The following is a 26,851-nucleotide window of genomic DNA, read 5'->3' on the forward strand; positions in this document are numbered from 1 at the left end:
GGTCAGCGTGCGGCGCTGGCGGCTTGGACCGGACGGCTTTTCCGCTGCCGGACGTCCGGGCCGGAAGCCTTATTCTCGCGATTGGCGCGCGAGGCCTGTTTGCGTGCCTCGACCCAGGCTTCGACCTCCTCTAGATCCCAGACGACGCAGCGGGCGGTAAGCCGGAAGCGTCGCGGGAATTCGCCGCGCTGTTCCATCTCATAAATCGTGGTCTCGGCTAGGGGAACGATCCGGTGCAACTCATAGCGACGGATGGTGCGTCGAAAGGGGAGGGGAGTCTTCGTCAGAAATTGGGGCACATCGGCATAGCCCTCGGTCTTGGGCAGAGGCAGGCGAAGCAAGGCGGGCGAAGCATGTTCCGAGTTATTGCGCATCGTCAGATGTCCATGGCGAGAGTTGTTGCTTGCCATGGTGGCTATCGTGGGCGATCGGCACAACTTGCTGCAGCGAATCCAGGCGTAAGATCGCTTTGATTCCTGTACGCTTCCACAGCGGTGCCCGTCCAGGCCAACGGTTCCTCGCCCCTGAACGGACATTGGTGTGCCCCATGCATTCAATTGCATCAGTTCGAACGGCCGTTTGGTTGAAAATCGCTCCCTTCCGCCTATTGGGGGCGACGGCCGCTCGCGACCCAAAGCGGCCCGCCGGAGCGCCGAAAGATCGACGACTCTTGGCGAGGTGGAGCGGCCATTCGTGCGGCGGGATCTGCACGGGTGCTCTTGCCTCGCGTCCCTGTTAAACCGGCTGGTTCAATGCGCTAATGCCGCCCGTCGTCCGAGCATATTCGTAAGTCTCGGCAACAATCGCTGCCAGATGGTGGCTGGTGTCGAAGGCGATCCATTGGGTGGAGTTGCCTTTGATCTTGTGCTCGCTGCACCTTTTAATCATCTCGTCGCCCCAGCTAAACCCTTCCTTAGCGTATTGCGGCGATTTCACGACGTAATCTGCCAATCCCCACATCTGTCCGCCCTTGGGGCCGATCCGCATTGAGTGGCCCCGAACGATCAGGAACTCATTTCCAACCGTATATCGGATCTTCCCGTTGGTGTCAGGCGACATGGCGTCACTCGATCTCGGGCTACGCACACCGTAGTCGCCGAACACAACCCGCACGCCCGGAGTGGAAGCGAGCAACGTCTTCCACAGGATCATCTCGCCCCGCTGTAAGAAAGCTGCGGAATTATGCTTTTTTACAGCCTCGTTGATACTCGTCGGCATCGATGAGCCCGCGATGACGACCTGGATAAAACCTCGCGCGCGAAGGAACTCGAGCGCGGCCGACACATCCGGCAGCAAGTCCGCGATGGGACGGTTCCGGATATCGCCCAGATCAATCAGCACAGGAAGATTTCGCGCGATCAATCCACACTGGTCGAGCACGTCGCCGAGCATGTCGTCAAACATCGTAGGATCGGACATGTCCTCAAGGTCTTCGGTTTCGAGGCGCAACAGAGCCTTACCGCCGTTCATGGCCAGCACGTGGCCGATCGCAGCCCGGTACTCTATGTTCGACCAGCGGTCCACCCCCACAACGGCGTGAAAGTTCATGCCATGAGCATGCAATTCCCCGCAGAAGTAGGTGTACACATGCTCCCCGCTCTCGACTTTGTCGGCTGGGCCGAAATTGAACATGTCGACGAACAGCGGACGGTCATTCTGCGCATCGGCGAGCTTGCTCGCCACGTCGCTCAAATAATCCTGAAGCGACTTTGGGGTTTTGGAAGACTTCGGGGCTTTGGACGTTTGCGTCGGCTGCTTCTGGACATCGAGCAGCGGCATTACCGATCGGGCAACGCGATCGTGCATATGGCGCAGGGCATCGAACTCGCCGTCTTTAGCACGGAGGATAGGCACGTAAGTAAGCAATTTTATACTCCTTGACCCAATCGATTCGCGAATAGCCGTTTAACCTGGTCGTATCCGACCACGTCATTGAAGAGCTGGAAGTTATTGAGCTCACGCCGCAGCCGGCCCGCGATCACTGCCGGACTGATCTTCAATTCCCGAGCGAGTGAGTCAATGTTTTCCTTGCTCGGCGCCATGAAGGCATCACTTCTTTTCCACGTCACGCGCGGAATGAAGGCTTCACGGGCCAATCTATTAGCCTCAACTTCTCGCCGATCCTCGCTCGAAGCGTCCAAGTCATCGAGGAACGTTTCGTCCTGGCCAACGTGCTTCCACAGGTGAACAACCTCGTGCAGAAGCGTGAACCAGAAGTTGTCCAAGCGATCCTGGCGGAGCGTCAATGCAACGATCGGCGTTCCGTCACAATCTTTCAGCGCGGCACCATCGAGCGCGGTGCCTTTCAGTTGCGGCTCCATCACCACGACGATTCCGTGTTTCTCCAGAAACTCCACGGCCAGTAATGGCCCCTGCTCGAACCAGCTCAACTGCGCGAGTTCGCGAAGAAACTCTGTCGAAAATACCTCGGGCTGAAAGGAGCGCTCCGGATTCTTCGCGGCTCGCGCTTTCTGGATGACGCGTGCCAGCCATGCGTGCAATGCATACTTGGTCGTCGGAGAATACGCATGTCCACCTATTGTTCTGCGGAAAGCGGTCGCGCCAATCTGAAGGCCGACGTCCGCAATGAAGTTCTTGACCAGTTCATCCGCGCTCTTCGTTGCCTTCGAGGACAACTTTGCCAGCCAGCCGCGAGCGACCATTTCCGTTACAGGAAATTTCGACCAATCCACAGAATCCTCAGATTTCTCTTCGTTGGCCGACGCGAGGCCGATCAATGTGTCGGCGGAAATGCCGAGCCCGATAGACAGCGCGCGAATCATCGGCACTGTGAGCGGCCGCTTCCTCCCAAGAACTTCGGAAACACGGCTTCGCGTTCCAAAATACGGCACCAGGTCGGACTGCTTCAGCCCACGCTCTTGCATCCGAAACAAAATCGCGTCAACCGGATCCGGCGCTTCCACCGGGTAGCGGTGCGATTCGTAGTCATCAATCAACACCGCTAGCAGCTCCAGCCGCTCCGCATCGGCACTTCCACGCTCCGGATGCTGCCTCATCAGCAAATGCAACTGCTCCAGATAGTCTCGATACTGTTCGTCAGATTTAATAACCTTTACTTCGCTCATGATGCTGCCTGTTCCATGCTTACCACCAGGGCGATCTCCTGCGGGAAATGCACTGCAAGTTCGATGTTCCACACGGCTGCCCCCACGCGAAAAATGAATGTGTCCGGCCCTGTCGCCATTGCAAGCGGAAACTGAGCGAGCAAATCCGCCGCATCCTTCCAATGCGCTGCCACCAACTCCGAAATCCAGCTCCGCAGCCAGAGTTGGGCGTCTTTATCCAAAGCAACCTGAAGCTTGTCTTTTCCGAGTAGCCGCATGTTTGTTCCCATTTTGGGATCAAATATACAGGCGTCAACGGCGGTTGTAAAGTTCCCAAATTGGGATTTTTCGTGGCCTAAGTTTCGCCCCTGCTCAGCGGTGAAGTTTCGGGTGTGGACGGGAAAATGTCGAATGCGGCACATTTCGTCGGCCTCAATCAAGAATCGTGAAGATCGCGTCGGGGCTATCCGGCATATCAAGTGCCGGGAATCGCCTGCGGGGTGGTGAAGCGACTTGTTCATGATCGGGAGTTGTCCGCGTGCCGCTGCTAATACATCGGGTGCCCTGTTCATCAACGCAAGCTGGTCGGCTTCCGCTGGGTTTGCGCTGGTATTCCCCCCCGATGAAAATCCGGAGGGGAGGGAAGCGCAGAGATACGCCCCCTAGATCTGTATCGCGAGCTGATATAGAGCGAACAGCAATGACCTTATGCCTCCCCGGGTTGCGAACCCGCTAAAATCTGAAGCCGCGCCAGGACCCTCAAAAGCGCGCTGGACGCTCGATCAGTAAATACGGGGAAAACGATTGGATCAGCGGCAACTTGATCTGCCAGGGATGCTGGGCGATGCCGGCGTCGCCGAGGAGGAAGACGACAACGGGAAGACCCCGGGTGTGCCTGATCGGGGTGAACTTCATGTGCACATGAACGGCGCGATTCCGGTGTCGAAGATTCGAGAGATTTTGTCCGATGAAGCGGTCGTATTGCCGCCTGGATTCGAAATCGAGCGAGACCTAGTTCGGTCAACACCTCGCCGGTCGCTCGCCGAATACCTCAGGCCTTGGCAAGTCCTGCGACTTTTTCCAAGGAAGCGCCAGAACCTCGATCGCATCACCCTCGCGGTCGCGGCGGGCCTGGCGGGAAACAACGTGCGCTTCGTCGAACTCAGAAGCAGTGTTTTGTACCTGGCAGCACTTCAGAAGTGTTCGCCAGCAAAAGCGCTCGAGAACCTGATTGAATCGACCGGGGAAGCAGCGCAGCGCCACGGTATCCGTCGCGGCCTGATTCTCACGGTAACGCGCGGCGACTACAGCGCGGTCAGCTTATCCGCGCTCTTACAGGCCTATGAAGACCTTGGTGAGCCGAAGGACGTGATTGGGCTTGACCTGGCGGGGGACGAAGAAATGGCGTACCCGACAGAACTGCCGTCGCTCTTTCGGAAAGCCAAGGACAGGTTTGGGCTTGGGATTACGATCCATGCCGGTGAAACGGGTCGCGTGGAGAACGTCCGATCTGCCGTGGAACTATTCGGCGCAGATCGCATTGGCCACGGGACAGCGGCTGGCCAGGACCCGGAACTGCTGGAGCTTCTTTCGTCCTTGGGTATATGCGTGGAGGTGTGCCCGATTAGCAATCGGCTCACCGGCGCAGTTCCTGCGAACGAGGCCCACCCACTTCAACAGTTCCGGCGATATGGGGTGCCGTTTGTCATTTGCTCGGATAACCCCGGAATCCACCAGCGCGGGCTTGCCGACGACCAAGCTGCCGCAATGGCCGAAGGCCTGTCGATTAATGACATGCGACAGCAGTACGAGGTAGCGAAACGCTACTCATTCATGAAGGATCTAATTTGAAAATCCGATTCATGTCAGGCAACACGCACAAGATCACCGAGGTGCAGCGTATCCTTACACCCGTAGGCGTAGAGGTCGTGCCGGTGTCGAGGAAAATCGAGGAACTCCAGACAGAAGATGTCGATAGTTTGGTGCGGGACAAGCTGGCCAAGGCTTTCCAGGCCATTGGTCGCCCGTTATTCGTCGAGCACACTGGCCTCTACTTAAGTGGCCTCAATGGACTTCCCGCTGGGTTAACGCAGATATTCTGGGACAGGCTGCAGGCGAATCGCTTCGCCGATCTAGTTGCAGGACTTGGCGACGCCAAGGTCACTGCCAAGACGATCCTCGGGTACTGCGACGGGCGAGAAATCCATATATTTGAGGGTGCGATCGACGGGACTGTACCTCGCAAACCTGCCGGTCCCCCTGACTTCCAATGGGACTGCGTCTTCGTCCCGGATGGCAGCACTCGGACCTTCGCTGAGATGGGGGCGGCCAAGGACGACATCTCCATGCGTCGCAAAGCACTGGACCTGTTTGCCGCCCACCTCAAATCTGCGAAGGGTACGAAATGAAAGACGAACTCCTTGATGCCCATCGCGCTGGCAAGCTGATGCTGTTTGCGGGCGCCGGGGTGTCAGCCAACCTTGGTCTGCCGAATTGGGACGCACTAATCGCGCACATCGCGAAAGAGCTTGGCTATGACCCGGAGATCTTCTCTACCTATGGCACTCACTTGGCTCTTGCGGAGTTCTACAAGAAGAAGAAAGGCGGGCTCGGGGCCCTACGCAGTTGGATGGACCGTGAATGGCATAAGTCAACAACGGACATCTCCAAGTCCGACATTCACCGGCTGATCACGCAGGGCAATTTCTCCCGAATCTACACCACCAACTACGACCGATGGCTGGAGTACGCCCACGATGCGTTTGGTGTGGAGTACGACAAGATCGCCAGTGTGGCTGATCTTGTTTCCGTCACCAATGGCCGCCGGCAGATCGTCAAGTTGCATGGCGACTTCGACGCAGACGACTCGATCGTCCTTGACGAGACCAGCTACTTTCAGCGGTTGGACTTCGATACACCGCTGGACATCAAACTACGCAATGACGTCTTGGGCAGCTCGGTTCTCTTCATCGGCTACAGCCTAAACGATCTCAACATCCGCCTCCTGTTCTTTCGTCTGACCGAGATGTGGGGGCGTTCTACGCTTGCGTCAGCAAGGCCAAAGTCCTACGTTTTCACAAATCGTCCGAACCCGGTGGCTCAGGAAGTCTTAAGCCATTGGGGGATCGAGATGATCGTGTCGGAGGAAGACGATCCCAAGAAAGCGCTTTCGGATTTCCTTCAGGACTTGGTGGCCTGACTTTGAGTAACACTGGATGAGCGAAAGCAACTCGATGACGATACCATCGGCCGCGCCCGGTTGCTCGCCCTGAAGCAGGACCTCGTGGCGCTGTCCGGGCAGCCTGCGCTGGTGCGTGGCTATGCCTTTGGGGGCTGGTTGCGCGCCCTGTTTAACGCCTATGGCCTGGAGGCGAGGGAGCCCTTTCGACTACGTGGCGAACAGATCGACGACAGCTTTCTGCTGCAAGGCGAGACCTTTCTAGTCGAAGCCAAGTGGCAGGCGGCGCCGACGGGGGCCGGCGACCTCCCCCATGCCTTTCACGGCAAGCTCGATCAGAAGGCGGCGTGGGCGCGCGGCCTGTTTGTCAGCAACAGTGGCTTTACGGAGGAGGGGCTCGCCGCCTTTGGTCGCGGCAAGCGGATGATCTGCATGGACGGTCTCGATCTGTTCGAGACCCTGGTCCGGGAGCTGTCTTTGGACCATGTACTCGAGCGCAAGGTGCGGCGGGCCGCCGAGACGGGGCTGCCCTTTGCGCGGGGGNGCGCGGGTGCGGGACCTCTTTGGCCGCTTACGGGACCGCGCTGCGCAAGGCGCGGCCTGCCTACGTGTCTCAGGGTTCGGTGCGGACAATGCGAGGCTTGGGGGGCTCTGCCCGAGTCGGTCAGCACGATCAGGTGGCCCGGTACTCGTACGGTGACACCGGATGGCGCGCGGTGCAGGGTGGGCTAAGGCGTCGTCTATTGTGAGCCGGAACGGCCTTTTGCAGCAGTGCCCTTGCGCGTGGGATAGCGGTGAATATGACGTCCTCCGCTGAAGTCGGGCTTTTTGGCTTGGGATAGCAAACTAACTAACTCCGGCTCAGACGTCTTGCAAGGCCGGCCGGATGCACGATCCAGATCGACCATTACCATGCCTTCGGTCTGTTTGATCCGGGGTTGGGGCAGCTTGACCGGACTGATGACCGTTCGCGTTTCAATTGAGTCTGCCGATTTAGCGGGGCTTGAACTTCCGAGCCGAAATGCGCTTGCGCGTCTATGCACCCGGTGCACGGTCCGCCGGCCGCATCGCCATCTGATCCACCCCGGGGGGCGGCGCGCACCGCTTTCGATCATTTCAGCAGATCCGGCAGGCAATCGGCAAATTCCGACTGAACTTTGCTCATCGGCTTGGTAATGGCCTCGTCGCCGGTGAGGATCGCGAGGGTCATGCCGGTCATCGTGGTCAACCCGTTCGAGTTGCGCAGAACCTGTAGCACCAGTTGGAACGGAAAACCATCGGCGGTGCGACGCAAAGGATGAATGCCGCCATGCACGAACGAATTCATGGCGTTCCAGGACACGTCCTTGAAGTGGGACAGCATTTGGTGTGCTGCTGTTGGCGCCCCTTGTCCGGCCCGCATTCCGATCTGTTTGATCATCTCGCTGACGCCGGGCAAGTTCTTGGCCGCCTGCTCGCTCTCCAAGGTTAACGGGGCCTGCAGCTTGTCAATCGCCATGTCGCTGGCCGCATAGAGCAGCCACATCGCCCGGGTCAGGGCTTCGAACTGCAGTCGCATCAGGCTCACGGCCGAGGTGGGCAAGCCCACGGTAATCAAGGCGCGTAGGGCAGTGGCGTGTTCTATCGCGACTAAGCACATGCTCAGTGTCGTTTCGCCTCGAGGCGAGCCGTCGAACTCTGCGTCGTCAAGCAGCGCGTTCAGTCGCTCGTGCAGTGCGTCGGACCGTTGGAGCATGCGCTCTAAGGGGTTGTCGGCGCCGGTTTTGTTCATCTCTTGCATGCTGACATGGTAGCTCGATCTCGAGGGGAGCGCGTCGCCGGCCGCGAAGAGCGGCCGGTCGCGCTGTCGTGCTGCGCATCGAGCCTCGCTGGGCGAGTCTCGCCCCATTCGGGCCTCCATTGCTGACGCCTTCGGCCCGGTTCCGCGAACCGGGCCTGCGCGCTTCGCTTGCGTGGGGTCTGCGCCAACTGTTGCCGGTTGCCTGTCCAGCCGTCTTCCTTCGCTCATCACCTTGTCCGCGACTGTAGCCCGCGGCCGTGTGCCATCAAGGCGCGCCAGGCCGTGTCCTCGGCTACGCCTGCGGGCCGCACCCACCCGGCGCTTTTCTCCTTGACGGCACACAGCCGCGCGCTCCTGACCGTCGCGGGCGATGAACTCAGGAAAGACGGTGGCAACGAGGCCGGCCCAGGTCTCCGCGCCGACCCCACCGGAAAAGCCGAAAGGCGGGCTTCGAATCTAGGAATTCGGTGGTTTTCGACAGCTAACCCTTGTCAGGAGAAAGACCATGCATCTCGCATCCCGCTTCGCTTCCGGTTCCCCGGTGCTGCGCTCGGAATACCCCTTGTCCGACGACCAAATCCGCAGCGTAGCCCCGTCCATCTTCGCGGAAGCCCCGCACGGCAGTCGTTCGGCGCGGTACAGCTATATCCCCACCGTCACGGTATTGGACAAACTGCGCGGCGAAGGTTTTCAGCCCTTCATGGTGTGCCAGACACGCGTGCGGCAGGACGACCGCCGCGAGTACACCAAGCACATGATCCGGCTGCGTCACGCGAGTCAGATCAACGGGAGCGAGGCCAACGAAATCATCCTGCTGAACTCGCACGATGGCACGAGCAGCTACCAGATGCTGGCCGGCATGTTCCGCTTCGTATGCCAGAACGGCCTAGTTTGCGGCGATACCGTGGCCGATGTGCGGGTGCCCCACAAGGGCGACGTGGCCGGACAGATCATCGAAGGGGCCTACGAGGTTCTGCGCGGATTCGACCGCGTGCAGGAATCCCGCGAAGCCATGCAGGCGATCACGGTGGACGCCGGGGAATCGACGGTGTTCGCCCGCGCCGCGCTGGCCCTCAAATACGACGACCCGGAAACGCCCGCGCCGATTACAGAATCGCAAGTCCTGATGCCGCGTCGCGTAGATGACCGCCGCGCCGACCTATGGAGCGTGTTCAACTGCACGCAGGAAAACCTCATCAAAGGCGGTCTGTCCGCTCGCGCCGCGAACGGCCGCCGCCAGACCACCCGCGCAGTGCAGGGTATCGACAATGGCATCCGCCTGAACCGCGCCCTGTGGCTGCTGGCCGAGGGCATGCGCCAGTTGAAAGCCTGAACCTCGCGCCGGAGGGGCTTTCACCATTTTGGCCCCTCCATGCCTCCCGCTGCTGTTCCTGTCATGCATGGAGATACCACGATGAACGCCGTTACCAAAGCCGAAGATCGCGCCATCGCCACCACGCTGGAAGTGGCCGATCCGACCAAGAATCTGATCCTGGTTCCGCTCTCGCAGTTGCTGGCGCGCCGTTCCAAGCGCAACACGCGCACGACCGCGCGTTTGTCCATCCCCGAACTCGCCGCCAGCATTGCCCGCGTCGGCTTGCTGCAAAACCTTGTCGTCATCCTTGCCGCCGATGGCAAGTATTATGAAGTGGTGGCCGGTGATCGTCGCCTCACCGCGTTGAAGCTGCTGGCGAAGAAGAAACACCTCACCGCAGAGCACGAGGTGCCGTGCCTGCTGGTGCCCGACGCGTCAGCCCGCACCGTGAGCCTGGCCGAAAACCTGCTGCGCGAGCAGATGCACCCCGCCGACCAGTTCGAGGCGTTTGCCGCGCTGGTCAAGGAAGGACGTCCCATCGAGGACATTGCAGCCGACTTCGGCGTGTCTCCTTTGGTGGTGCAGCGCCGCTTGAGGCTGGCGAACGTGTCGCCGCGCTTGATGGCCGACTACCGCACAGGTGGTGTCACGCTGGAGCAGTTGATGGCCCTGACCCTCACCGACGATCACGTCGCGCAGGAAGCTGCATTCTACGGTGCGCCGGAATGGCAGCGAAGCGCAACCGCGCTGCGCGAGCGCCTGACAGAACGCGAGATCGACGCCACGCACCCGCTGGTGCGTTTCGTCGGGCTGGACGCCTACACGGCGGCGGGTGGCGGCATCCGCCGCGACCTGTTCGCCGACGACGATAGCGGCAAATACTTGACCGATGCGGCGCTGCTGGAAGCGCTGGTGCGTGGCAAGCTCGACACGCTGGCCGAAGGTGTCCGCACCGAGGGCTGGGCGTGGGTGGAAGCCGTGCCGCACCTGAGCTACGCGGAGCGGCAGGCGTTCCAGGACGCCGCGCGCCAGCGTCGCGAACCGACCGCGCGCGAGGCCCGCCGCGTCGCGTCGCTGCAGTCCCGTCTTGACAAGATCGACGCTGAACTGGAGGAAGCCTACGACGCCGTGGACGAGCACAAGATCGAGGCGCTGGAACAGCGACACGGGCAGGTGGCCGGTGAACTGCAAGCCGTCGAGGATGCCTTGCAGGGCTACGCCCCGGACGTGCGTGCTGTTGCCGGTGCAATTGTCACCGTCGACCGCCGCGGCGACGCGGTGATGCATCGCGGACTGTTGCGCGAGGCCGAGGCCAATGCGCTGCGCACGCTGCAGCGACTGCGTCAGGGTGTTGCCGGAGGCGAGGGCGCGGATGACACGGAGGGCGAAACTGCCGTGCCGGTGAGGGTTGCCGCCAGCCTGTCTGACCGGTTGGCGCAGCGGTTGAGCGCGCACCGTACCGCTGCGCTGCAGATCGAAGTGGCTCGGCATCCGAAAGTGGCGCTGGCAGCACTAGTGCATGGCATGGTGCAGACGGTTGTGCAGACTGACGCCCATGACGACAGCCTGCCGCTCGGCGTGCGCCTGAACGTGCAAGACCGGCTGGAAGGTCCGGCCCCGGACTGGCCGGAGTCACCCGCTGCCGTGGCGCTACGCGAATTGCAGCAAGCATGGCAGGAGAAGCTGCCACAGGATAGCGCCGAACTGTTCGCCGCGCTGCTGGCGATGGAGCAGGGCGAGCTGGTGCGGCTGCTGGCCGTATGCGTCGCGGCAACGGCGGACGTGGTGACGCCCCGTGCGACGCAGAGTCAGCCTGGCGCGGAACTGGCGCAGGCGGTCGGGCTGGACATGGCCGCATGGTGGAAGCCGACCGCAGACGGCTACTTCCGCCATGTCTCCAAGGCCGTGATTCTGGAAGCCGTAGCGCAATTCGCGCCGTCGCACGCTGCCAGGCTGGCGAAGCTCAAGAAGGACGACATGGCCAGCGAAGCTGAACGGCTGGCCGAAGGCACCGGTTGGATGCCTGCACTGTTCAAGAACGGGCTCGACACGGACCCGAAGGAGAGCGCGCAGGCAGCGGCAGGTGCGGGGGATGCGCCGGACGATGCCGTCGGCGAAGTGACAGCCAACGCCCTGGCCGCGTGACGTCGCTGTATGACCCCGACGCGTTGCGCCGGGGCATCCGCTCAAAACCGGGCGCGGCAGATCTGCCGCGCCCGGTCTCAACGTCCACAGCAATAAGCGTGCAAGTGCCTTGCGCGCGGTACGGCGATCAGTGCCCCGCTGAGGCGGGCAGGGTTTCAATGGCACCCCGCCGCAACGGGTGGGCGCCTGGGGGCTACGCTCTGGCTTGCTGCACCAGGTTGTGCGAAAGCGTGCCGTCCTCGATGCTGGCCAATCGTCGCCCACCACGTCATGAAGCGCCGTTCACGGATACGCCGCCCGGCCGCTATGGCGCTTTCGCGCCCACCTCTCAATGACATCGCCGGCAAGCTGCGGCCGGGGTCTTCTCGCTCGTCGTTGAGGAAAGAGTACTGACCGGCGTTGAGGTGCAATCCGGTGTAGCTGTCACGCGGGGATGCCGACTCGGCCACGGTTCCTTTCGGGGAGGTCAGCCCATGCGTCCTTTAGCTGTTGTGCATCCTGGCGGGGGCGCGGCTGCGCCTCGGCCTTTATGGCCGCAACCTTCCGGCCCAAACAATTTCCCCGCCGCTGCGCGGCTTCCTCGCCCGGCAAATTGTTCGCGCCTCCAGGTCCTCCACTGCATGTCGGCCGCACTCGGTGCAGCCAGTCCGGCCCCCGCGGATCGGATCACAACAAGGACGCGATGGGCGCGACCTTGGGTAACCCGAAAGGAGAATGCATCATGGCTAACATCGGCACTTTCACCGCTCAGAACAACGGCTTCACCGGCACGGTTCGCACCCTGACGCTCAACGTCAAGGTCAAGTTCATCCCCAACGACAAGACCAGCGAGAACGCTCCCGACTTCCGTATCCAGGCGGCCGGCGGCTACGACATCGGCGCGGCGTGGAAGAAAGTCAGCCAATCCGAGCGGCCTTACCTGTCCGTGACCCTCGATGATCCTTCGTTCCCGGCGACGATCTACGCCCGGCTGATCGAGGAAGATGATGGTACGCACAACCTGATCTGGTCGCGCAGCAAGCCGGCGGCCTGACGGCCACCCAAAACGCCCCGCCCATTGCTGCGGGGCGCAGTTGCTGCTAGCCGCAGCATCGCGCGCACGCCTACGGCGCGTCGCGCTCTTTCAAGATTGCCTCCAGCTTCTGGCGCCTTGGCGCCAGAAGCTGGTCGCCCTTTCGGTTGATTGAGCTGCTTACGGCTTCTGTTGGAATCCGCATTTGCGGATCCCAACAGATCAGGGTGACCGCATCCGTGCCTTGGCCTGGCTACCGCAATTCCGCTTCCGTGCTTCTGTGGCTGCACGATTCCGAGTGTTTCTGGATCCCTGCTTGTGTAGGAACCCGCAAATCTGGTATCGCGTTTTCGCGCTTTGGCGGACACAGTGTCGTGCGTGGTCGGGTCTCCAGGTTTCTACAATGGCCCAAAGCACGGGAGGCGCCGCTAGTCAAAGCCGCTGCGCTCCATTGTGACTATGTCAGTCTGATTCAAGACAGTCTAGATCGACATAGCTCGGCGCGGTATGGAAGCAGTCTGTCAGCCCCAGAGTCCCTACTATTCCGTGACTCTTGCCGGGCGACGATCCAGATGAAGAGGTCCTCATAATCGGGATTCGGCCATCAGCCTAGCCATCGTCACGTCAAGCGCTTCGGCGATGCGCTGGAGCCTAAGAATTGCGACGTTGTTGTCGCCGCGTTCCACCCGTCCCAGGTAACTCACGTCGATTTCGGCGGACAGGGCCAATTGTTCCTGTGACAAGCCTCGTTCTTTCCGGATGCGTCGAATCGCATCGCCGAGGGCGACAAGGGTTGGGTTCTGGCGTTGACTGCTGAGGTTTGGCACTCCCGCATCATTCAGATATGATGCGGATTGTTCTAGGGTACATGTACCCTATTGACGGTGCGGGAGGCAGTGGCTATCAGTGTGGAAGTGAGACGCGGCATCACGTCGTCCCAGAAAGGTGCTCAATTTTTGTGCGCGCCACCTTCGCTAGCTTGCCTCCGCACCAGACCGTGCTGGGGATGCGATGACCCGAGATAGGCGCGTGCACCCAATATTTGCCTTGCTCCGCGTGGAGCGGACTTTCCCGGAGGCTCCAATCATGAATCCAAACCTCATCACCGCTGAACAACGCGCGCAATTGCTCGCAAACGGCCACGCGTATGTAAACGGAAAGGCTAGAGATCCGCTGCCCGTAGTGCGGCTGTTCGCGCCGGATGCGCACGCAACCTGGCTCTTGGTCTCGCTGGATCCGGTCGATGGTGACACCGCCTATGGTCTGTGCGACGCGGGTATCGGCATGCCCGAACTGGGCCATGTGAAGCTGTCCGACCTGTCATCCATCGTTGGGCCGCTCAAACAGCCGATTCTTCGCGATTTGTACTTCCGGCCAACGCGGCCGCTATCGGGGTACACCCGGCTGGCGCAGCTCGACGGATCGATCCCCGACTGACCGAACCAGCTGGCCCACTCTGCTTGGCCGGCCCGAGAGGCGCTGCGGCGCCTCATCGGTTGCGCCATAGGCTGTCCCTGAGGCGAGCTCTAACCCCGAAGATTAAAGCTCGGCGCTGAAAGAGGGAGATCTCCTTGAAGAGCTTGTAACGCAACTGTGCGCAGCGCCTCGTCGTTACCATGCAGGCGTGGCGCATCGGGCGATGCCGAGGTAGCGTGGCTCCCGAGCAACGGTCCGGGGTCTTGTCCCAAAAGGAGAGGGCCCTAACCGAAGTCCATTTGATCACTACCCGATGAGGACTGAACGTGAATCCACAACAGGAACCGTATGTGAATCCCCTGAACGCATCAGGCAACGTCGCTGCCGTACCGGTACGCAGGCTGGGCACGCGCGACTACAAGACCTTAGGCTTGGCCGCCCTCGGCGGTACGCTCGAGTTCTACGACTTTGTCATCTACGTCTTCTTCGCCACCGTGCTGGGTGCGCTGTTCTTCCCGGCCAGCATGCCAGAGTGGCTGCGGCAACTGCAGACGTTCGGCATCTTTGCCGCCGGTTACCTGGCGCGGCCGCTCGGGGGCATCGTGATCGCGCACTTTGGTGACCGACTTGGCCGCAAGCGCATGTTCACGCTTTCGATCCTGCTAATGGCCGCCCCCACACTGGTGATCGGCCTGCTGCCCACCTACGCCAGCATTGGCGTGGCCGCGCCGCTACTGCTGCTGGCGATGCGCGTGTTGCAGGGCGCGGCCATCGGTGGCGAGATGCCCGGTGCCTGGGTGTTTGTCGGCGAACACGTGCCAAGCCGGCATTACGGTTTCGGCATTGGCACGCTGACCTCTGGCATCACCGGCGGCATCCTGCTGGGTTCGCTCGTTGCCGTTGCCATTAATCGCCATTACTCACCCGAGCAGGTGAGCGATTTCGCCTGGCGCATCCCCTTCATCCTGGGCGGCGTGTTCGGACTGGTATCGGTGTACCTGCGCCGGTTTCTGCACGAGACCCCCGTCTTCCGCGAGTTGGCTAGCCGCAGTCATCTGGCGCGCGAACTGCCGATCCGCACCGTGCTGCGCGAGCACCGCTTGGCCAGCCTGTTCGTCGCTCTGCTGACCTGGGTGCTGTCTACCTCCATCGTCGTGGTGGTGCTGTACACGCCGGCCTACCTGCAGAAGGTGCACCACATTCCCGCCGCGCTCGCGCTCGAGACCAATGCGTTCGCCACCCTCACGCTGACCATCGGCTGCGTGATCGTCGGCTGGGCTTGCGACCGCATCGGCACCCGCGCCGTCATGCTGCTCGGCTGGGGCGGACTGTTCCTGACCGCCTACCTCTTCTATGGCAGCCTGCCCGGCACGCCGGCCACGCTATTCTGGCATTACGGGTTGCTGGGCCTGTTCGTCGGCACCATCGCCACCGTGCCGATTGTCGCAGTGCGCGCCTTTCCGGCACCGGTGCGCTTCACTGGTCTCTCGTTTGCCTACAACATGTCTTACGCAGTCTTTGGCGGGCTCACGCCGATTGTCCTCACACTCTGGCTGCAGCACGACCCCTTGGCGCCGGCCCACTACGTGGCAGGACTGGCCGCTGTTGGGTTCGCGCTTGCGCTCTGGCCACTGGCCAAGCGCGGCCATGCCATGCGCAATGGCGCGGCCAGCGCGGGGCACGATGGAGCGCTGAAATGAACGCCACTGAAAACACGCCACCAGGCCGCCTGCTGACGCCCGCCGAGCTGGCAGTGTGCATCACAGTGTTCCGCGATGCGCGGCGCTGGACACAGGAGCAGTTGGCCGTCATCGCCGGGCTCAACGTGCGAACGATTCAGCGCGTCGAGCACGGTTGGCCAGCCGGCCCCGACACCTGCCGCGCCCTTGCCAGCGCCTTTGACTTCGCGGACACCGAAGCGTTCAACAAGCCATTCGCCATTCCATCCGAAGACGCACTCAAGGCGGTGCAGGATCAGTTCAACCAGGAGCACGTCACCTTCACGGCGATCCCGCTGAGCACCGGTGAGCAGTTAGCAAGGTTGGCGCAGACCTCCACCATGGACGTGTCGGAGCTGGCTATCGACATGGGCCGCGAAGCGGATAGACGCTTCGCCGCGCTGATGGAGGATTTCCGCAACTACCGGGATTGCGCCGATGTCTACACCGAGACGCAGAAGCGCAAGGTGTATAACACGATGCAAGCCTGCATCGACGTGCTCAAGACGCTTGGTGTCTCGCTACGCTACGCCGAGCACAAGGTGCTGCTGAAGTGGGGGTCCGACCCGGACAGCAACCCGATGTCAGCCAACGTCCTGTATGTGATCGGCTTTCCAGTCGGCAAGGAACCCGTGCTGTTCGCCACACCGAAGTCCGGCGGCTTCCGCCTGTAGGAAGCAATATCAAGCTCATGCTTGCCGGGGCCGCTCTCAGCCGCCCCTGCCGAATCGCCGTAGGCATGGCTCATGATGCAGAAAGGGGACGCGCACTGCGCACCTGGCTGGTTCCCCCCACGGCTGATCTTGCCTCGTAGCCCCAATTCATGGTCGATACGGCGGCCCTTCCAGACGGAAGTCATGCGGCGCATTGTAATTTATCTCAGTCTGAATCAAGACGACGGCGGTCTAGATCGACATTCTTGCGCCAAGACGGTGCGGCCTTGATCCAAAGAGACATGATGCCCTGCGCGGCTCGCGGCAGGGTGTTCTGTGCCGCGCGCGATTCCCGCACTGCGTGGCGGTCGCATTCGGACGATCTGGGCAAGACTTCGCAGTCAATGATGCTGTGATGCATTAGTTCTTGCGCTCGATGTCAATGGCGACACTCCTGTTCGACCGAAGGTTGTGTCATGGCCGATCGAAGCACTGATTCTTGGTATCCGACCGCAGCGTATCTCTATGTTCTGGACTTGGACGGACCCGCGTTGGCTTGGGAGTACCTGCGCCGCCATCCCGAATACTGGCGCGACTGGCTGTGCCGTCGCCGCCGGCCGGAGGCGGCGCACCGCTGGGGCCTTCGCCTGTTGGAAGACCCGTCTCTGGATGCGCGCGACGCGCATCCGGCCTGGTTCCCTGACCATGATGCAGTGCTCCAACTCTACCCGGATGCCGACCCACCGCCCAATGCCAGTGCCTTCGAGTTTTGGCGCATTCCCGGCCAGAAACACCTGGTTCACGACGGCAAACGCCTGATACTGAAAGCTCGCTGGCCCGGCAAATGCGTGCGGTTGGCGTTGGCGCCCGGGCTGGAGGATGGCATGGCCTATGTCTATGCCGTCCGAGCCAGCGCCGCGCTCAGCGCGCGCTACCGCACGCTCGCGGCCGAGTGGGACAAGCTGGCGGTGGTTGCCGAAGCTTCGCCTACGGTCGCGGTTCGGTCCCGGCCGGCACCCGCCGCATTGCTGGAACTGCGCACCTTGCAAGCGCTCGACGCGACCCAGGCAGGTGCGTCCCTGCGTGAGGTCGGGGAGGGGCTGTTCGGTGCCGATGCTGTGGCAAGTGGCTGGCATGCCGACGGCGGCCTGCGCTCGCGCGTGCGCCGCCTGGTACGCCGCGGCCGATCGCTGATGCACGGCGGCTATCGGCGCCTGGCGCAGCTCGAGTGACCTCGGGAGGGTCGTTTTGCCTTCGCTGCAAGACGACCCTCTGCGCTGCGCATCCCTTTCTTCAGACTGGCCTCCATCCGGTCGCGTTGTGCGGCCGGCGATCTTGATCGATGGAGAACCATCCCATGCGTCCCGATCCCTTGCGGCCTGCCGCCGCTGCCGTCGCTACGACGCCGCAACCCCAACGCTACCTGACCAACGACGAAGCCGCCGACTACCTGCGGCTGTCGCCGCGCACGCTCGAGAAGCAGCGCGTGATTGGCGGCGGGCCGAAGTTCCGCAAGTTCGGCCGGCGCGTCATGTACGCCGTCGCCGACCTCGACACCTGGGCCGACCAGCGCAGCTACGAGGCCACCTCCGATCCCGAATACGCCGAGCATCACGCGGCGGACAGCCGTGCGCGCTGATCGCTGGCTCGCCGGTGGCCATTGCCATGTCAAGTCGATCGTCGGAGAGGGAGCAGCTCGACCTCTTCCATGCCTTGCCAGGCGAGATGGTGCCGCGCGATGCCCAAGATTTGATGGCGTACCCGTTCTTTTCGCTGGCGAAGTCGCGGCGCACTGCGCCGATCGACTTCCGCAGCGGGAACATCATCATCCGCGTGGAAGGGACACAAGAGCATGGCATCGCCACGATCTGGGATGCCGACGTACTGATCTGGGCGGCCAGCCAGATCGTCGAAGCAAGGGACGCGGGCATCCGCCAATCCCGCCTGATGCGCGCCACGCCCTACGAGATCCTGCGCTTTATCGGGCGTGGGGTGTCGCTGCGCGACTACCAACGCCTCAAGGCCGCGCTCGACCGCCTGCAATCGACCACGGTGGCGACTTCCATCCGCGAGATGACCGGGCGGCGACTGCATCGATTCTCGTGGATCAACGAGTGGAAGGAGCTGGCCGACGCCCGCGGCACGCCGCTCGGCATCGAGCTGATCTTGCCGGACTGGTTCTATGCCGGCGTGGTCGACGCTGCTCTGGTACTGACGATCGATCCGGCGTACTTCCGGCTTACTGGCGGCATCGAGCGATGGCTGTACCGCCTAGTGCGCAAGCACGGCGGCAGACAGCCAGATGGCTGGCAATTCGACTTTCGCCAGCTATACCGGAAGTCGGGCAGCGCCACGCGTTTCTCAGATTTTGCCTACGACCTGCGCGCACTGGTGGCGCGGCAACCTTTGCCCGGCTACGTCCTTGGCATCGAGCGCTTTTCAGGAGATACCACCGAATTGCTGACCTTCCGGCCCGTGCCGTCCACAGCACGGGGATAACTTGGGGGCAACCTGTGAACAGCCTCGTGCTATCAGGAGTAAGGGGTATCGTGCTATCAGGAGTACGCCTATCGTGCTATCAGGAGTACGGAATGCCCGCAAAGCCAATACTGGCGCGGGTTTGCGGCTCCGTTAACTTATCTAACTTAAAAAGACTAACTAGTAGGAGGAGCGCGCCGGGCCGAGGGACAACCACCGAACGGCACGGGGAGCACCGCTTCGCAAAGGCGGCGAAGGCAAGTTTTTCGGTATGGGGGACGAGGTCATGATCGTCGCCTTTCTCAATCAGAAGGGCGGCGTGGGCAAGACCACGCTCGCCACGCACATCGCTGGCGAGCTGGCGCTACGCGGCCAGCACGTCGTCCTGCTTGATGCCGATCCACAAGGCTCTGCGCTGGACTGGACGCAACGGCGGAGCCAGCAGGGCTTGCCGCGCCTGTTTGGCGCCGTGGGCCTCGCCCGCGAAACGCTGCACCAGGAAGCACCGGACTTGGCCCGACACTGCGACCACGTCGTCATCGACGGCCCGCCACGCATCGCCGCCCTGGCGCGCTCGGCACTATTGGCCGCCGAGCGTGTGCTGATTCCGGTGCAGCCCAGCCCCTACGACCTGTGGGCCTCTGCCGAGATGGTCGCGCTAATCCGTGAGGCGCAAGTCTTCCGGCCGGCGCTACGCGTTGACTTCATCATCAACCGCCGCGTCGGTAACACCGTCATCGGCCGCGAAGCCCGCCAAGCGTTGGCCGAACAACCGCTACCGGCGCTGCGCTCGGAAGTGCATCAGCGCATCGTGTTTGCTGACAGCGTGGCTGCGGGCCGGCTCGCCCAGGAAACGGCGCCTGACAGCGCCGCCGCGCGCGAAATCACCGCGCTGGTCGATGAACTGCTGCGGTGGCCGACATGACGATCACCCGTGGCAAACGCATGGCCATTGGCGCGCGTCCGCCGGCGAACCCGCACGCTGAGGCGTGGGTCCGACAGGGCGAGGCAGACGGCCTCCACAAGGGCGACGTGTACACCGCCCGTCTGACGCTCGATATCACACCGGCGATGCGCGCACGCATCAAAGTCTCGGCGTTCACGCAAGGCGTGACCGTCGCCGAACTGCTGCGCGCGCTGCTGGAACGCGAATTTCCGGAGTCACCCCAATGAATGCGCAACCTTCGGCGGTCGCAGCTATGCACCCGCCACTACTTGCGGTGCTCGCCGGCCTTGACGGCGCCGCGCCGCTGACTCGCGTTTCGCTCGCCTACATCGAGCAGCGCATCGACATCTACCTGCGCTTTGGTGAGCCGGCGTATACCATCCGACTCGACCGCTCGCGTTGTGTCGCAGTGTTTCTGCCGGGCGCAGTGTTCTGCCGCATCCTTTGGCAAGCCAACGATTACGGTACGGTGCGCTGGCAGCTCATGGTGATACAGACCTGCACGCCTCTGGACGCGGCGCAGCGCATCCCGGGCGTGCTGCCCGGGGCGCGACTGCTGCTGCACGCCGAGGGAGAAGCGGCGATGCGCGCCGTGCTGAAACGGATCGACGCCATCGAGGCGCTGGGCATTGCCCCGGTCGCCGTGTCGCCCGCGTACTGGCGCACGCTGGGCAATCGGCTCAGCGTGCGCTTGCCGCTCATCGCCTATACCGCCGAGCGGCACGCCACCTGGCTGGCTGGAAGATCGCTGTCATGACGACTGCTGCCACTACCGGCGCTGCGCCGCTTCCTCGCTCGCGCCTGCGCGCTCGCGTCGTGCTGGCGGGCTTTTCTATTCTCGGCCTTGCTGCGCTGGTCTGGTCATCTTTCGTGTCGCCGCTACCGCGCCTGACCTACAACCCGTCTGACAGCATGGCAGTCGGCTGGTATCGCGTCGATCCGCTCGGCAATCGGGCCGACTTGTTGCAAGGTTCCGCGCATGTGGGCAGCATCGTGCTGATCCGGCTGCCGGTTGAAGCGGCTGCACTGGCCGCGCAGCGCGGCTACCTGCCGGCGGACGTTCCCCTGCTCAAACGCGTTGGTGCGGTGGCGCCGCAGCAAGTTTGCATTGTCGGGCGCAGAGTAAGTATCGACGGCGTGCCGGTGGCTGCGGTCCTGCCTGCCGACCGCTGGGGCCGGCCGCTGTCATCCTGGCAGCAGTGCCGGCGCCTGAGTTCCGGTGAGTTGTTCCTATTGAGCACGACCAGCCCGGAGTCGTTCGACAGTCGGTATTTCGGGCCGATTGCCGCATCCGGCGTGATCGGTGTCGCGCATCTGGTTTGGCCGGAGACAGGTCGATGATGGCCGCCGACTCGCTGCGCTTCGTCGTGCCATCCGGCCTGTCATTTGCCCGGGCGTCCCCCGTGTCCGTCGCACCTGCAGCGCATACGCACTCGCGCCGCCTCCGGCGCGGCGCTCCCACATGCAGGCGTCTTGCCTTGAACGCGGCCGGCCTGTGGCCGTGGACGCGCCCTCTGGTGAAGCAGCTGCGGCGTGCGCGGCGCCGCCGGGCCGCCTACGCCCGGAGCGACAGCGCAGCGCAAAGGCGGAAGGCAAGATAAAAGGTCGCGGCACCCAGCCGCTTGAAGACCCTGTCTGCACGTGGGGATGGCGCGGCACGCGCCAGAGTGCGACAGCGTGCCGCGAGCGTGGGCAATGTCCATCGGCATTGGGGAGGGCGCGTGCTTTACCCGCCCAGCTACGCTGGCTTTGGATGGAGGCGCAGCATGAGCAACCACGACGACGATCGCTTTCACATGCGGCCTGGCGCGCCAAAACGGCGCGGCGACGCCTTCATCAACAAGGTGCTGCGCCAGACCAACAAGGCCGGCGCTAGGCTCGGCAAGACGGTTGGCAAGGCCGGCCAACGGCCGGGCTCCCGGTTGGGACGCGGCCACGTGGCCGCGCGCTTCGCCGGCGGCTCAATGACCCCCAATGCCCGGCGTGTGACGATCAAGACACGGCTGGTCAACTTGGCGAAGGCCGGGCCACGTACGACCGCATCGCACCTGCGCTACATCGAGCGTGACGGCGTCGATCGTCAAGGCGGCCCGGGCCGGGCCTATGGGCCGACGACCGATGCCGCCGACCTCGAAGCGTTCACGGAGAGCGGCGTTGACGACCGGCACCAGTTTCGGTTCATTGTCGCGTCCGAAGACGCTGAACAGCTCGACGACCTGCGCACCTATATCCGGCACCTGATGGCGCGCATGGAGGCCGACCTGGGCACGCGGCTGGAGTGGGTGGCGGTGGATCACTGGAACACCGACAACCCCCACACGCACGTCGTTTTGCGAGGCAAGGACGACACCGGCAAGGACCTCATCATCTCCCGCGATTACATTGCCGAGGGGATGCGCCGCAGGGCTGCGGAACTGGCGACCGAATGGCTGGGGCCGCGCACCGAACTGGAGATCCAGCGCGCCATGCAGCACGAGGTGGAGCAGGAGCGGTGGACGGGGCTGGATCGTATCTTGCAGCACGAGGCCGGCGACGATGGCCTAGTGCGCACCGAACGCTTCGCCGAACCTCGGCTTCAACGCCAGCGGCAAGTACTGATTGGCCGCCTGCAATGCTTGCAGCGCATGGACCTGGCGACCGAGCGGCAGCCCGGCGTGTGGGCCATCCATGCCGAGGCCGAGCTAACCCTTCGGGCGATGGGCGAGCGCGGCGACATCCTCCGCGCGATGCAGCGGGCCATGAATGGGCGGCATGGCGAGCTCGCTGTGTTCCAGCCCGGCGAAGCAGGCCGTGCCATTGTTGGCCGTGTGGTCGGCAAGGGGCTGGCCGACGAACTGTACGACAAGGGCTATCTGATCGTCGACGGCACGGACGGCAAGGCGCACTACGTCGCGCTGCCGCCGCGGTGGGAACTGGAGCAGTACCCGACCGGCGCCGTCGTGGAAGTGAAGGGGGCGGCTGACGTGCGCGCGGCCGACCGGCACATCGCCGCGCTGGCCGTCGACGGGGTGTACCGCACCGATTACCACCTGGCCGTCGCCCAAGGGCAGACTACGCGCGACCGCGACCCGCGCGAAGTGGTGGCCGGCCATGTGCGTCGGCTCGAAGCCCTGCGCCGCGCCGGCATCGCGGAGCGCATGGCCGAAGGCGTCTGGCGTGTGCCCGACAACCTGGCTGAACGGGGCCGCCAGTACGACGCGCAACGCCTTGGCGGCGGAGTGGTGGTGGAACTGAGATCGTACTTGCCCATCGAACGCCAGGCCCGCGTGATCGGCGCCACCTGGCTCGACCAGCAGTTGATCGGTGGCGGCAAGGGGCTGGGTGACCTGGGCTTTGGTGCTGAGGTCAAGGAAGCGCTGCGCCAGCGCGCTGATTTTCTGGTCGAGCAGGGGCTGGCCGAGCAGCGCGGCCAACGCGTGGTCCTGGCCCGCGCCCTGCTGGCGACTCTGCGCGGCCGCGAACTAGCGAAAGCCGCGCAGGACATCGCCGCTGAAACAGGCTTGGAGCATCGGTCGGTGGTCGAGGGCCGGCGCGTGGCCGGCATCTACCGGCGCAGCGTCATGCTCTCCAGCGAGCGTTATGCAATGCTAGATGACGGAAGGGGATTCAGCCTAGTGCCATGGAAGCCGATGATCGAGCAGCGCGTTGGACAACACCTCGCTGCGACGGTGCGTGGTAGCAGTGTCTCTTGGGAGGTTGGCCGACAGCGTGGCCTTGCAGCTTCGTAGTGGCGCGAGGCTGCGGCGGATTGCTATGTGGCTCCCGATCGCCATCGACCAGGCGGCAAGGTCTTCTACGCCAGAAAGAGGTGAATCCCGCTAGCATCATCCCGTCTCTTCAGGTCGGCTCTCCCGGTTACGGCGGATGCCTCAAATTCCCTGAGTACTCGCAACAACGCCGGTAGCCCGTGCCGTGCAACCAATTGCATCGCCTCTTTGCTGGTCATCAGCTGATAGGTATCCCAGACACGGGATAGACCATCACTGCCCAGAACGATATGCACTGGCGTGGAGATGGCTCGCTGTTCCTCGATGGCGTTCATCGCACTAACACGGTTCAGGGTAAGCGCGGCCCTGACCTCGTTCTCTTGCTGTTGGCGGCGACGTTGCCGAAGGCTGACAAGCTTGTGCCCTTCGAATCCAGAGAACTGCTTCCAGGGATCATACGTTCGTAACAGTTCCTCTGGCATTGCAATGTCGTCCGTGCCAGGCTGGGGGCCTTGCAAGATCTCTACGAAGCAATCTGCATAACGAAAGATCGACACGAGCCCCTCTTCTGTCGTGCAATCGACCTCCACAATCGCGGCGGCTGCTACTGGCCAGGCCCAGGGCGGCTGGGCATTGCCACCGGCGTGGCGGTATTCATCCTGGAGGGACTGCAAGACTATCTGCAATAGCGCCTTGCTGAATGGTTCATCTCGGAATTGTTTCTGTAGCTGCTGACTAAGCCTTCGCGCGAACCATCCAGCGTCAGTAATGCATTCAAAGGTAGTAAACGGGACTGCTGTGAGCGTGGATGCGCCATCAATTGCCCACAGTAGCATCGAGTTCTCGCGCAGCAAATATCCAACGACGTCCTCCGTCGGGATGTGCGCGTAGATGCCATGGGATATCTGTTGGATCTTAGCTTGCATCGTGGACCTTTCCTTGTCTGGAGCGCCAGTATGGCTTGAGGCGAGAATCTGAACTCGCTGGCGATATGATTCGTCAATCTGCGAATGACACGGGGGAATTTCTTACCGTAGAGTTGCAGCCGGGATGCCGTTCAACGCTTCTGGCAGAAATCCCAGTAAAAATCCGGGAGGATTTCAGGCTTTTCCGCAGTTACGTCTATCCATTCATAAGCCGTATGCTCTTCGCTCAGAACGAGATCTTGACTGATGAACTCACACCGAAAGAACACGAGCAACACCCGCTTGCCAGGAATGATCTCGCAGGATTGGCTGCCGAGATAAGCCGTCTTAGTGATATTCAGGCCGCACTCTTCCTTCACTTCGCGCACCAGCGCTGCCTCTAAGCCTTCGCCGGCTTCCGGCCTGCCCCCGGGTAACTCCAATTCATCCCGTGGATTCTTTACGAAGAGGACGCCTCGCGGTCCTAGCATGATGGCTTTTACACTAACAGGTTCCATATCTGCTCAGCCTCCTATAGGTGCGTGCCCTCTTGAGTAGGCGGGTTCTGCTACCAACTGTCGCTGTCGTTGCGTGAGGTGGTCTACGGAGAATGCTTGGGCGCCGGAGGCCGAATAGTTTGGCGTAGCCGGCAGCGCCATGATTTCCTGATGCGCAGGGGGTTTCCTAAAGTATGAGTAGTTGTTCATGAAGCGTGCAAACACCGAGCGCCTGCGTCCGGAATTTTCCACCTTGAAGGTCCCGTGTACAAGCGCTTCCGAGAAAATCAAGGCATCCCCTGCTTGGAGGAAGATGTGCCGCAGCAACGGATTATCCGTGACGTTACGGTACTGATCCGGAACCGGAAAGCTGGCACGATGCGAACCTGGAATGCAGCAGAAATGGCTTTCCCTCGCACCGATATCTGAAAGTGCATACTGGACTGCGATGAGACCGCTGTGAATACGATGGTTCCGAACCAAGTAGTAGATTCCTTCATCAAACATATCGGCGCCATGATGCAGGTTGCCGCCACTGCTGACGAATCGCTCGTCGGCACAAAACATATGGTCAAGCCGGAACTTTGATCGATAGACGATATCGAGGAATCGATACACGGATTCGGGATCAATCAGATCGCGCCACTCCTTACCCCAGTCGAGGTTGATATCGTGCAGAGAATGATCGGTGAGATGTTCGGACCAATATTCCTGCAAGCGTTGAAGATGAGGTCGTGTAATGGCGTTTGGTATAATGACGTATCCGTTCAGGTCGAATTGGTAAACATATTCCGGTTTCATGTTTTCACCATAGGTTTAAGTTGTCGCGCTGAAGATGGATAACCACTTCCTGCACCGAAGTGTCCTGGTAAATTCCTTGAAAAATCTCTTCAACCCTCTCCTGTGTTATGGAACTATCTTATGCGGAGGGCGGAAACGGGGTCGCCATTTAACCCATTTTTGGGTCATCTTCGTAAATCTAGGATGACGATTGGAGGCGCGAGTTCGGTGTACTTTTATTCATGTCAACTTGAATGGTTCTAATATTCAGGTCGCCGATCAAACGTTCTTGGGGCTCTCGAGGTAAGGGGCGTGGAACAACACAGCGTCGCAAGGTAGGGCGCCCGATCACGTAGACCAGACGCATGCGATCGTCGATGATCGCCTCGATTCGGAACTCAGAAGGTGGAATGCAATACATGTTGGCGCGTCCATACGCGGCGCCGGTCACCAGCGCCTCCACCGCAAACCAGAAATCCTCATGCACGTCGCGAGACGGAGCGGGGAAGTCCAGTACCGTACCGGCAGTGGTTCGCGGCTGCCAGATGACCGCGTAGCCCACTTCCGCCGCCCAATGGGTGACTGCAAGGTAAGTGGACCGGCGGTGGGCGTCCGTCACACCGAACGCCGAAACCGTTTGTGGCGACACGAAGCAGGCTGTCAACGATGCTGCCAGGATCCTGCGTGACGTGCTTGATTTCATACTGTGCTTTCTATTCGGAGAAGACAAACATAAGTCCTTACGTCTGACGACATCTTTCCTTTGGATACTCCAATTGATCTTGGCGCTTGAATCCTACGAGCTGATGGAATGATCTCCCAATGCGTTGAGATATTTATTCCCGTTGAGCCTAAATGATTTCAATTTCGGTCTTTATTTTTCATGTGATGAAATGTTGTGAATCAAAAGGAAGATCGGAAATCAAAGGAATCAATCTTGATGTGGGTGGGAGTAACGTTAGCTCCCGGCGCCCGTCACCGTGGACTGTACAGAGATTCAAATTCTCACTTGAGAGCCTGACTATGCGGCTAACGAGAAGCATTTTCAAGATCGATCAGGACCTCTAACGTTTGCAGCGTCATATGGCGGACCGACCAAGGTTCGAGTCATGGCGCCTCCTTGAGACGCGATGAGGTAGATCGAAACAGAGAGCTGATATCGGTTCGTCCTTCCTCAGGACTATGTCGCGTTAGGCTGCGTATCCGGCATCCGCCTTCACTCGTTTAGCAGGCCGCTGAAATACCTCCAGCGGACG

At 61.7% G+C, this 26,851-nt stretch carries 28 protein-coding genes; 18 read left to right on the top strand and 10 right to left on the bottom strand.

The annotated features are described in order from the left end of the window. Window positions 1-2: 2 nt before the first annotated feature. The 4 genes from CF68_RS01440 to CF68_RS36905 form a co-directional block, all read right to left on the bottom strand. Window positions 3-374: an AlpA family transcriptional regulator gene (locus CF68_RS01440; RefSeq protein ID WP_035815542.1), complete on the bottom strand. Its 372-nt coding sequence runs from the start codon at window positions 372-374 to the stop codon at window positions 3-5. Between the two features lie 361 nt (window positions 375-735). Then, entirely contained in the window at window positions 736-1,866 is a 1,131-nt protein-coding gene (locus CF68_RS01445; protein WP_035815543.1) for a beta family protein, read from the bottom strand. Window positions 1,867-1,868: 2 nt separating this feature from the next. Further along, window positions 1,869-3,086 carry an ImmA/IrrE family metallo-endopeptidase gene (locus CF68_RS01450; RefSeq protein ID WP_035815544.1) on the bottom strand — a complete coding sequence of 406 codons (1,218 nt, stop codon included), beginning with the start codon at window positions 3,084-3,086 and terminating at the stop codon, window positions 1,869-1,871. Then, complete coding sequence (locus tag CF68_RS36905) at window positions 3,083-3,586, bottom strand: hypothetical protein (protein ID WP_152548431.1); 504 nt, start codon at window positions 3,584-3,586, stop codon at window positions 3,083-3,085. The genes CF68_RS01450 and CF68_RS36905 overlap by 4 nt, the downstream gene beginning before the upstream one ends. Window positions 3,587-3,869: 283 nt before the next feature. On the opposite strand from CF68_RS36905, the gene CF68_RS01460 reads away from it, so the two are divergent. Genes CF68_RS01460 through CF68_RS01475 form a run of 4 tightly spaced genes read left to right on the top strand, consistent with a single transcriptional unit; the run spans window position 3,870 to window position 6,975 of the window. Then, window positions 3,870-4,916: an adenosine deaminase gene (locus CF68_RS01460; RefSeq protein WP_084186971.1), complete on the top strand. Its 1,047-nt coding sequence runs from the start codon at window positions 3,870-3,872 to the stop codon at window positions 4,914-4,916. Continuing rightward, window positions 4,913-5,473, top strand: a complete 561-nt coding sequence (locus CF68_RS01465) for a non-canonical purine NTP pyrophosphatase (protein WP_035815546.1) — start codon at window positions 4,913-4,915, stop codon at window positions 5,471-5,473. The genes CF68_RS01460 and CF68_RS01465 overlap by 4 nt, the downstream gene beginning before the upstream one ends. Further along, on the top strand, window positions 5,470-6,264 hold the full coding sequence (locus CF68_RS01470) for an SIR2 family protein (protein WP_035815547.1): 795 nt from the start codon (window positions 5,470-5,472) through the stop codon (window positions 6,262-6,264). The genes CF68_RS01465 and CF68_RS01470 overlap by 4 nt, the downstream gene beginning before the upstream one ends. Before the next feature lie 60 nt (window positions 6,265-6,324). Further along, window positions 6,325-6,975 (top strand): restriction endonuclease, encoded by a 651-nt coding sequence (locus CF68_RS01475; RefSeq protein WP_235205635.1) that lies wholly within the window; start codon window positions 6,325-6,327, stop codon window positions 6,973-6,975. A 379-nt stretch (window positions 6,976-7,354) separates the two neighbouring features. On the opposite strand, the gene CF68_RS01480 is transcribed toward CF68_RS01475, so the two are convergent. Next, window positions 7,355-8,023 carry a hypothetical protein gene (locus CF68_RS01480; RefSeq protein ID WP_235205636.1) on the bottom strand — a complete coding sequence of 223 codons (669 nt, stop codon included), beginning with the start codon at window positions 8,021-8,023 and terminating at the stop codon, window positions 7,355-7,357. A gap of 505 nt (window positions 8,024-8,528) precedes the next feature. Between CF68_RS01480 and CF68_RS01485 the strand changes: the two genes are divergently transcribed. From CF68_RS01485 to CF68_RS01495, 3 genes are all read left to right on the top strand, one after another. Beyond that, entirely contained in the window at window positions 8,529-9,356 is an 828-nt protein-coding gene (locus CF68_RS01485; protein ID WP_035815548.1) for a DUF932 domain-containing protein, read from the top strand. Window positions 9,357-9,437: 81 nt separating this feature from the next. Further along, on the top strand, window positions 9,438-11,483 hold the full coding sequence (locus CF68_RS01490) for a ParB/RepB/Spo0J family partition protein (protein ID WP_035815549.1): 2,046 nt from the start codon (window positions 9,438-9,440) through the stop codon (window positions 11,481-11,483). 721 nt (window positions 11,484-12,204) lie between these two features. Continuing rightward, window positions 12,205-12,516 (top strand): DUF736 domain-containing protein, encoded by a 312-nt coding sequence (locus tag CF68_RS01495; protein WP_035815550.1) that lies wholly within the window; start codon window positions 12,205-12,207, stop codon window positions 12,514-12,516. A 563-nt stretch (window positions 12,517-13,079) separates the two neighbouring features. Here CF68_RS01495 and CF68_RS01500 read toward each other — a convergent pair. Beyond that, window positions 13,080-13,322 (bottom strand): helix-turn-helix domain-containing protein, encoded by a 243-nt coding sequence (locus tag CF68_RS01500; protein ID WP_035815551.1) that lies wholly within the window; start codon window positions 13,320-13,322, stop codon window positions 13,080-13,082. A 259-nt stretch (window positions 13,323-13,581) separates the two neighbouring features. Here CF68_RS01500 and CF68_RS01505 point away from each other — a divergent pair, with 259 nt between their 5' ends. The 11 genes from CF68_RS01505 (at window position 13,582) to CF68_RS01555 (ending at window position 23,434) form a co-directional block, all read left to right on the top strand. Beyond that, window positions 13,582-13,932 carry a DUF2958 domain-containing protein gene (locus CF68_RS01505; protein ID WP_035815570.1) on the top strand — a complete coding sequence of 117 codons (351 nt, stop codon included), beginning with the start codon at window positions 13,582-13,584 and terminating at the stop codon, window positions 13,930-13,932. 329 nt (window positions 13,933-14,261) lie between these two features. Beyond that, window positions 14,262-15,611, top strand: coding sequence for an MFS transporter (locus CF68_RS01510; RefSeq protein WP_084186972.1), 1,350 nt, complete (start codon window positions 14,262-14,264; stop codon window positions 15,609-15,611). Beyond that, window positions 15,608-16,303: a helix-turn-helix domain-containing protein gene (locus CF68_RS01515; RefSeq protein ID WP_035815552.1), complete on the top strand. Its 696-nt coding sequence runs from the start codon at window positions 15,608-15,610 to the stop codon at window positions 16,301-16,303. The genes CF68_RS01510 and CF68_RS01515 overlap by 4 nt, the downstream gene beginning before the upstream one ends. A gap of 455 nt (window positions 16,304-16,758) precedes the next feature. Further along, a complete protein-coding gene (locus CF68_RS01520; protein ID WP_035815553.1) occupies window positions 16,759-17,514 on the top strand; it encodes a DNA -binding domain-containing protein in 756 nt (251 codons plus the stop codon). A gap of 125 nt (window positions 17,515-17,639) precedes the next feature. After that, the gene (locus CF68_RS01525; RefSeq protein WP_035815554.1) at window positions 17,640-17,921 is read left to right on the top strand and encodes an AlpA family transcriptional regulator; all 282 of its coding nucleotides are present in this window, start codon (window positions 17,640-17,642) and stop codon (window positions 17,919-17,921) included. 26 nt (window positions 17,922-17,947) lie between these two features. Then, complete coding sequence (locus tag CF68_RS01530; protein WP_035815572.1) at window positions 17,948-18,781, top strand: replication initiator protein A; 834 nt, start codon at window positions 17,948-17,950, stop codon at window positions 18,779-18,781. 265 nt (window positions 18,782-19,046) lie between these two features. Further along, window positions 19,047-19,685 carry a ParA family partition ATPase gene (gene parA / locus CF68_RS01535; protein WP_035815573.1) on the top strand — a complete coding sequence of 213 codons (639 nt, stop codon included), beginning with the start codon at window positions 19,047-19,049 and terminating at the stop codon, window positions 19,683-19,685. Then, window positions 19,682-19,933: a hypothetical protein gene (locus tag CF68_RS01540; protein ID WP_035815574.1), complete on the top strand. Its 252-nt coding sequence runs from the start codon at window positions 19,682-19,684 to the stop codon at window positions 19,931-19,933. Before parA ends, CF68_RS01540 begins: the two co-directional genes overlap by 4 nt. A gap of 26 nt (window positions 19,934-19,959) precedes the next feature. Next, the gene (locus CF68_RS01545) at window positions 19,960-20,463 is read left to right on the top strand and encodes a DUF2840 domain-containing protein (protein ID WP_235205637.1); all 504 of its coding nucleotides are present in this window, start codon (window positions 19,960-19,962) and stop codon (window positions 20,461-20,463) included. Beyond that, window positions 20,460-21,047, top strand: a complete 588-nt coding sequence (locus CF68_RS01550; protein ID WP_035815556.1) for a S26 family signal peptidase — start codon at window positions 20,460-20,462, stop codon at window positions 21,045-21,047. Before CF68_RS01545 ends, CF68_RS01550 begins: the two co-directional genes overlap by 4 nt. Before the next feature lie 425 nt (window positions 21,048-21,472). Next, window positions 21,473-23,434 (top strand): relaxase/mobilization nuclease and DUF3363 domain-containing protein, encoded by a 1,962-nt coding sequence (locus CF68_RS01555; protein ID WP_035815557.1) that lies wholly within the window; start codon window positions 21,473-21,475, stop codon window positions 23,432-23,434. Between the two features lie 65 nt (window positions 23,435-23,499). Here the strand turns inward: CF68_RS01555 and CF68_RS01560 are convergent, their stop codons facing one another. The 4 genes from CF68_RS01560 to CF68_RS37595 all read right to left on the bottom strand — a co-directional run bounded on the left by CF68_RS01560 (window position 23,500) and on the right by CF68_RS37595 (window position 26,298). Then, the gene (locus tag CF68_RS01560; protein WP_051591348.1) at window positions 23,500-24,339 is read right to left on the bottom strand and encodes a hypothetical protein; all 840 of its coding nucleotides are present in this window, start codon (window positions 24,337-24,339) and stop codon (window positions 23,500-23,502) included. Window positions 24,340-24,470: 131 nt separating this feature from the next. Then, on the bottom strand, window positions 24,471-24,836 hold the full coding sequence (locus CF68_RS01565; protein ID WP_035815558.1) for an NUDIX domain-containing protein: 366 nt from the start codon (window positions 24,834-24,836) through the stop codon (window positions 24,471-24,473). A 6-nt stretch (window positions 24,837-24,842) separates the two neighbouring features. Then, a complete protein-coding gene (locus CF68_RS35825; protein ID WP_084186978.1) occupies window positions 24,843-25,616 on the bottom strand; it encodes a phytanoyl-CoA dioxygenase family protein in 774 nt (257 codons plus the stop codon). A gap of 178 nt (window positions 25,617-25,794) precedes the next feature. After that, window positions 25,795-26,298 (bottom strand): hypothetical protein, encoded by a 504-nt coding sequence (locus tag CF68_RS37595; RefSeq protein ID WP_200872510.1) that lies wholly within the window; start codon window positions 26,296-26,298, stop codon window positions 25,795-25,797. Window positions 26,299-26,851: the final 553 nt, after the last annotated feature.

Origin of the sequence: Cupriavidus sp. SK-4, from assembly GCF_000611125.1 — a bacterium.
Classification (GTDB): domain Bacteria; phylum Pseudomonadota; class Gammaproteobacteria; order Burkholderiales; family Burkholderiaceae; genus Cupriavidus; species Cupriavidus necator.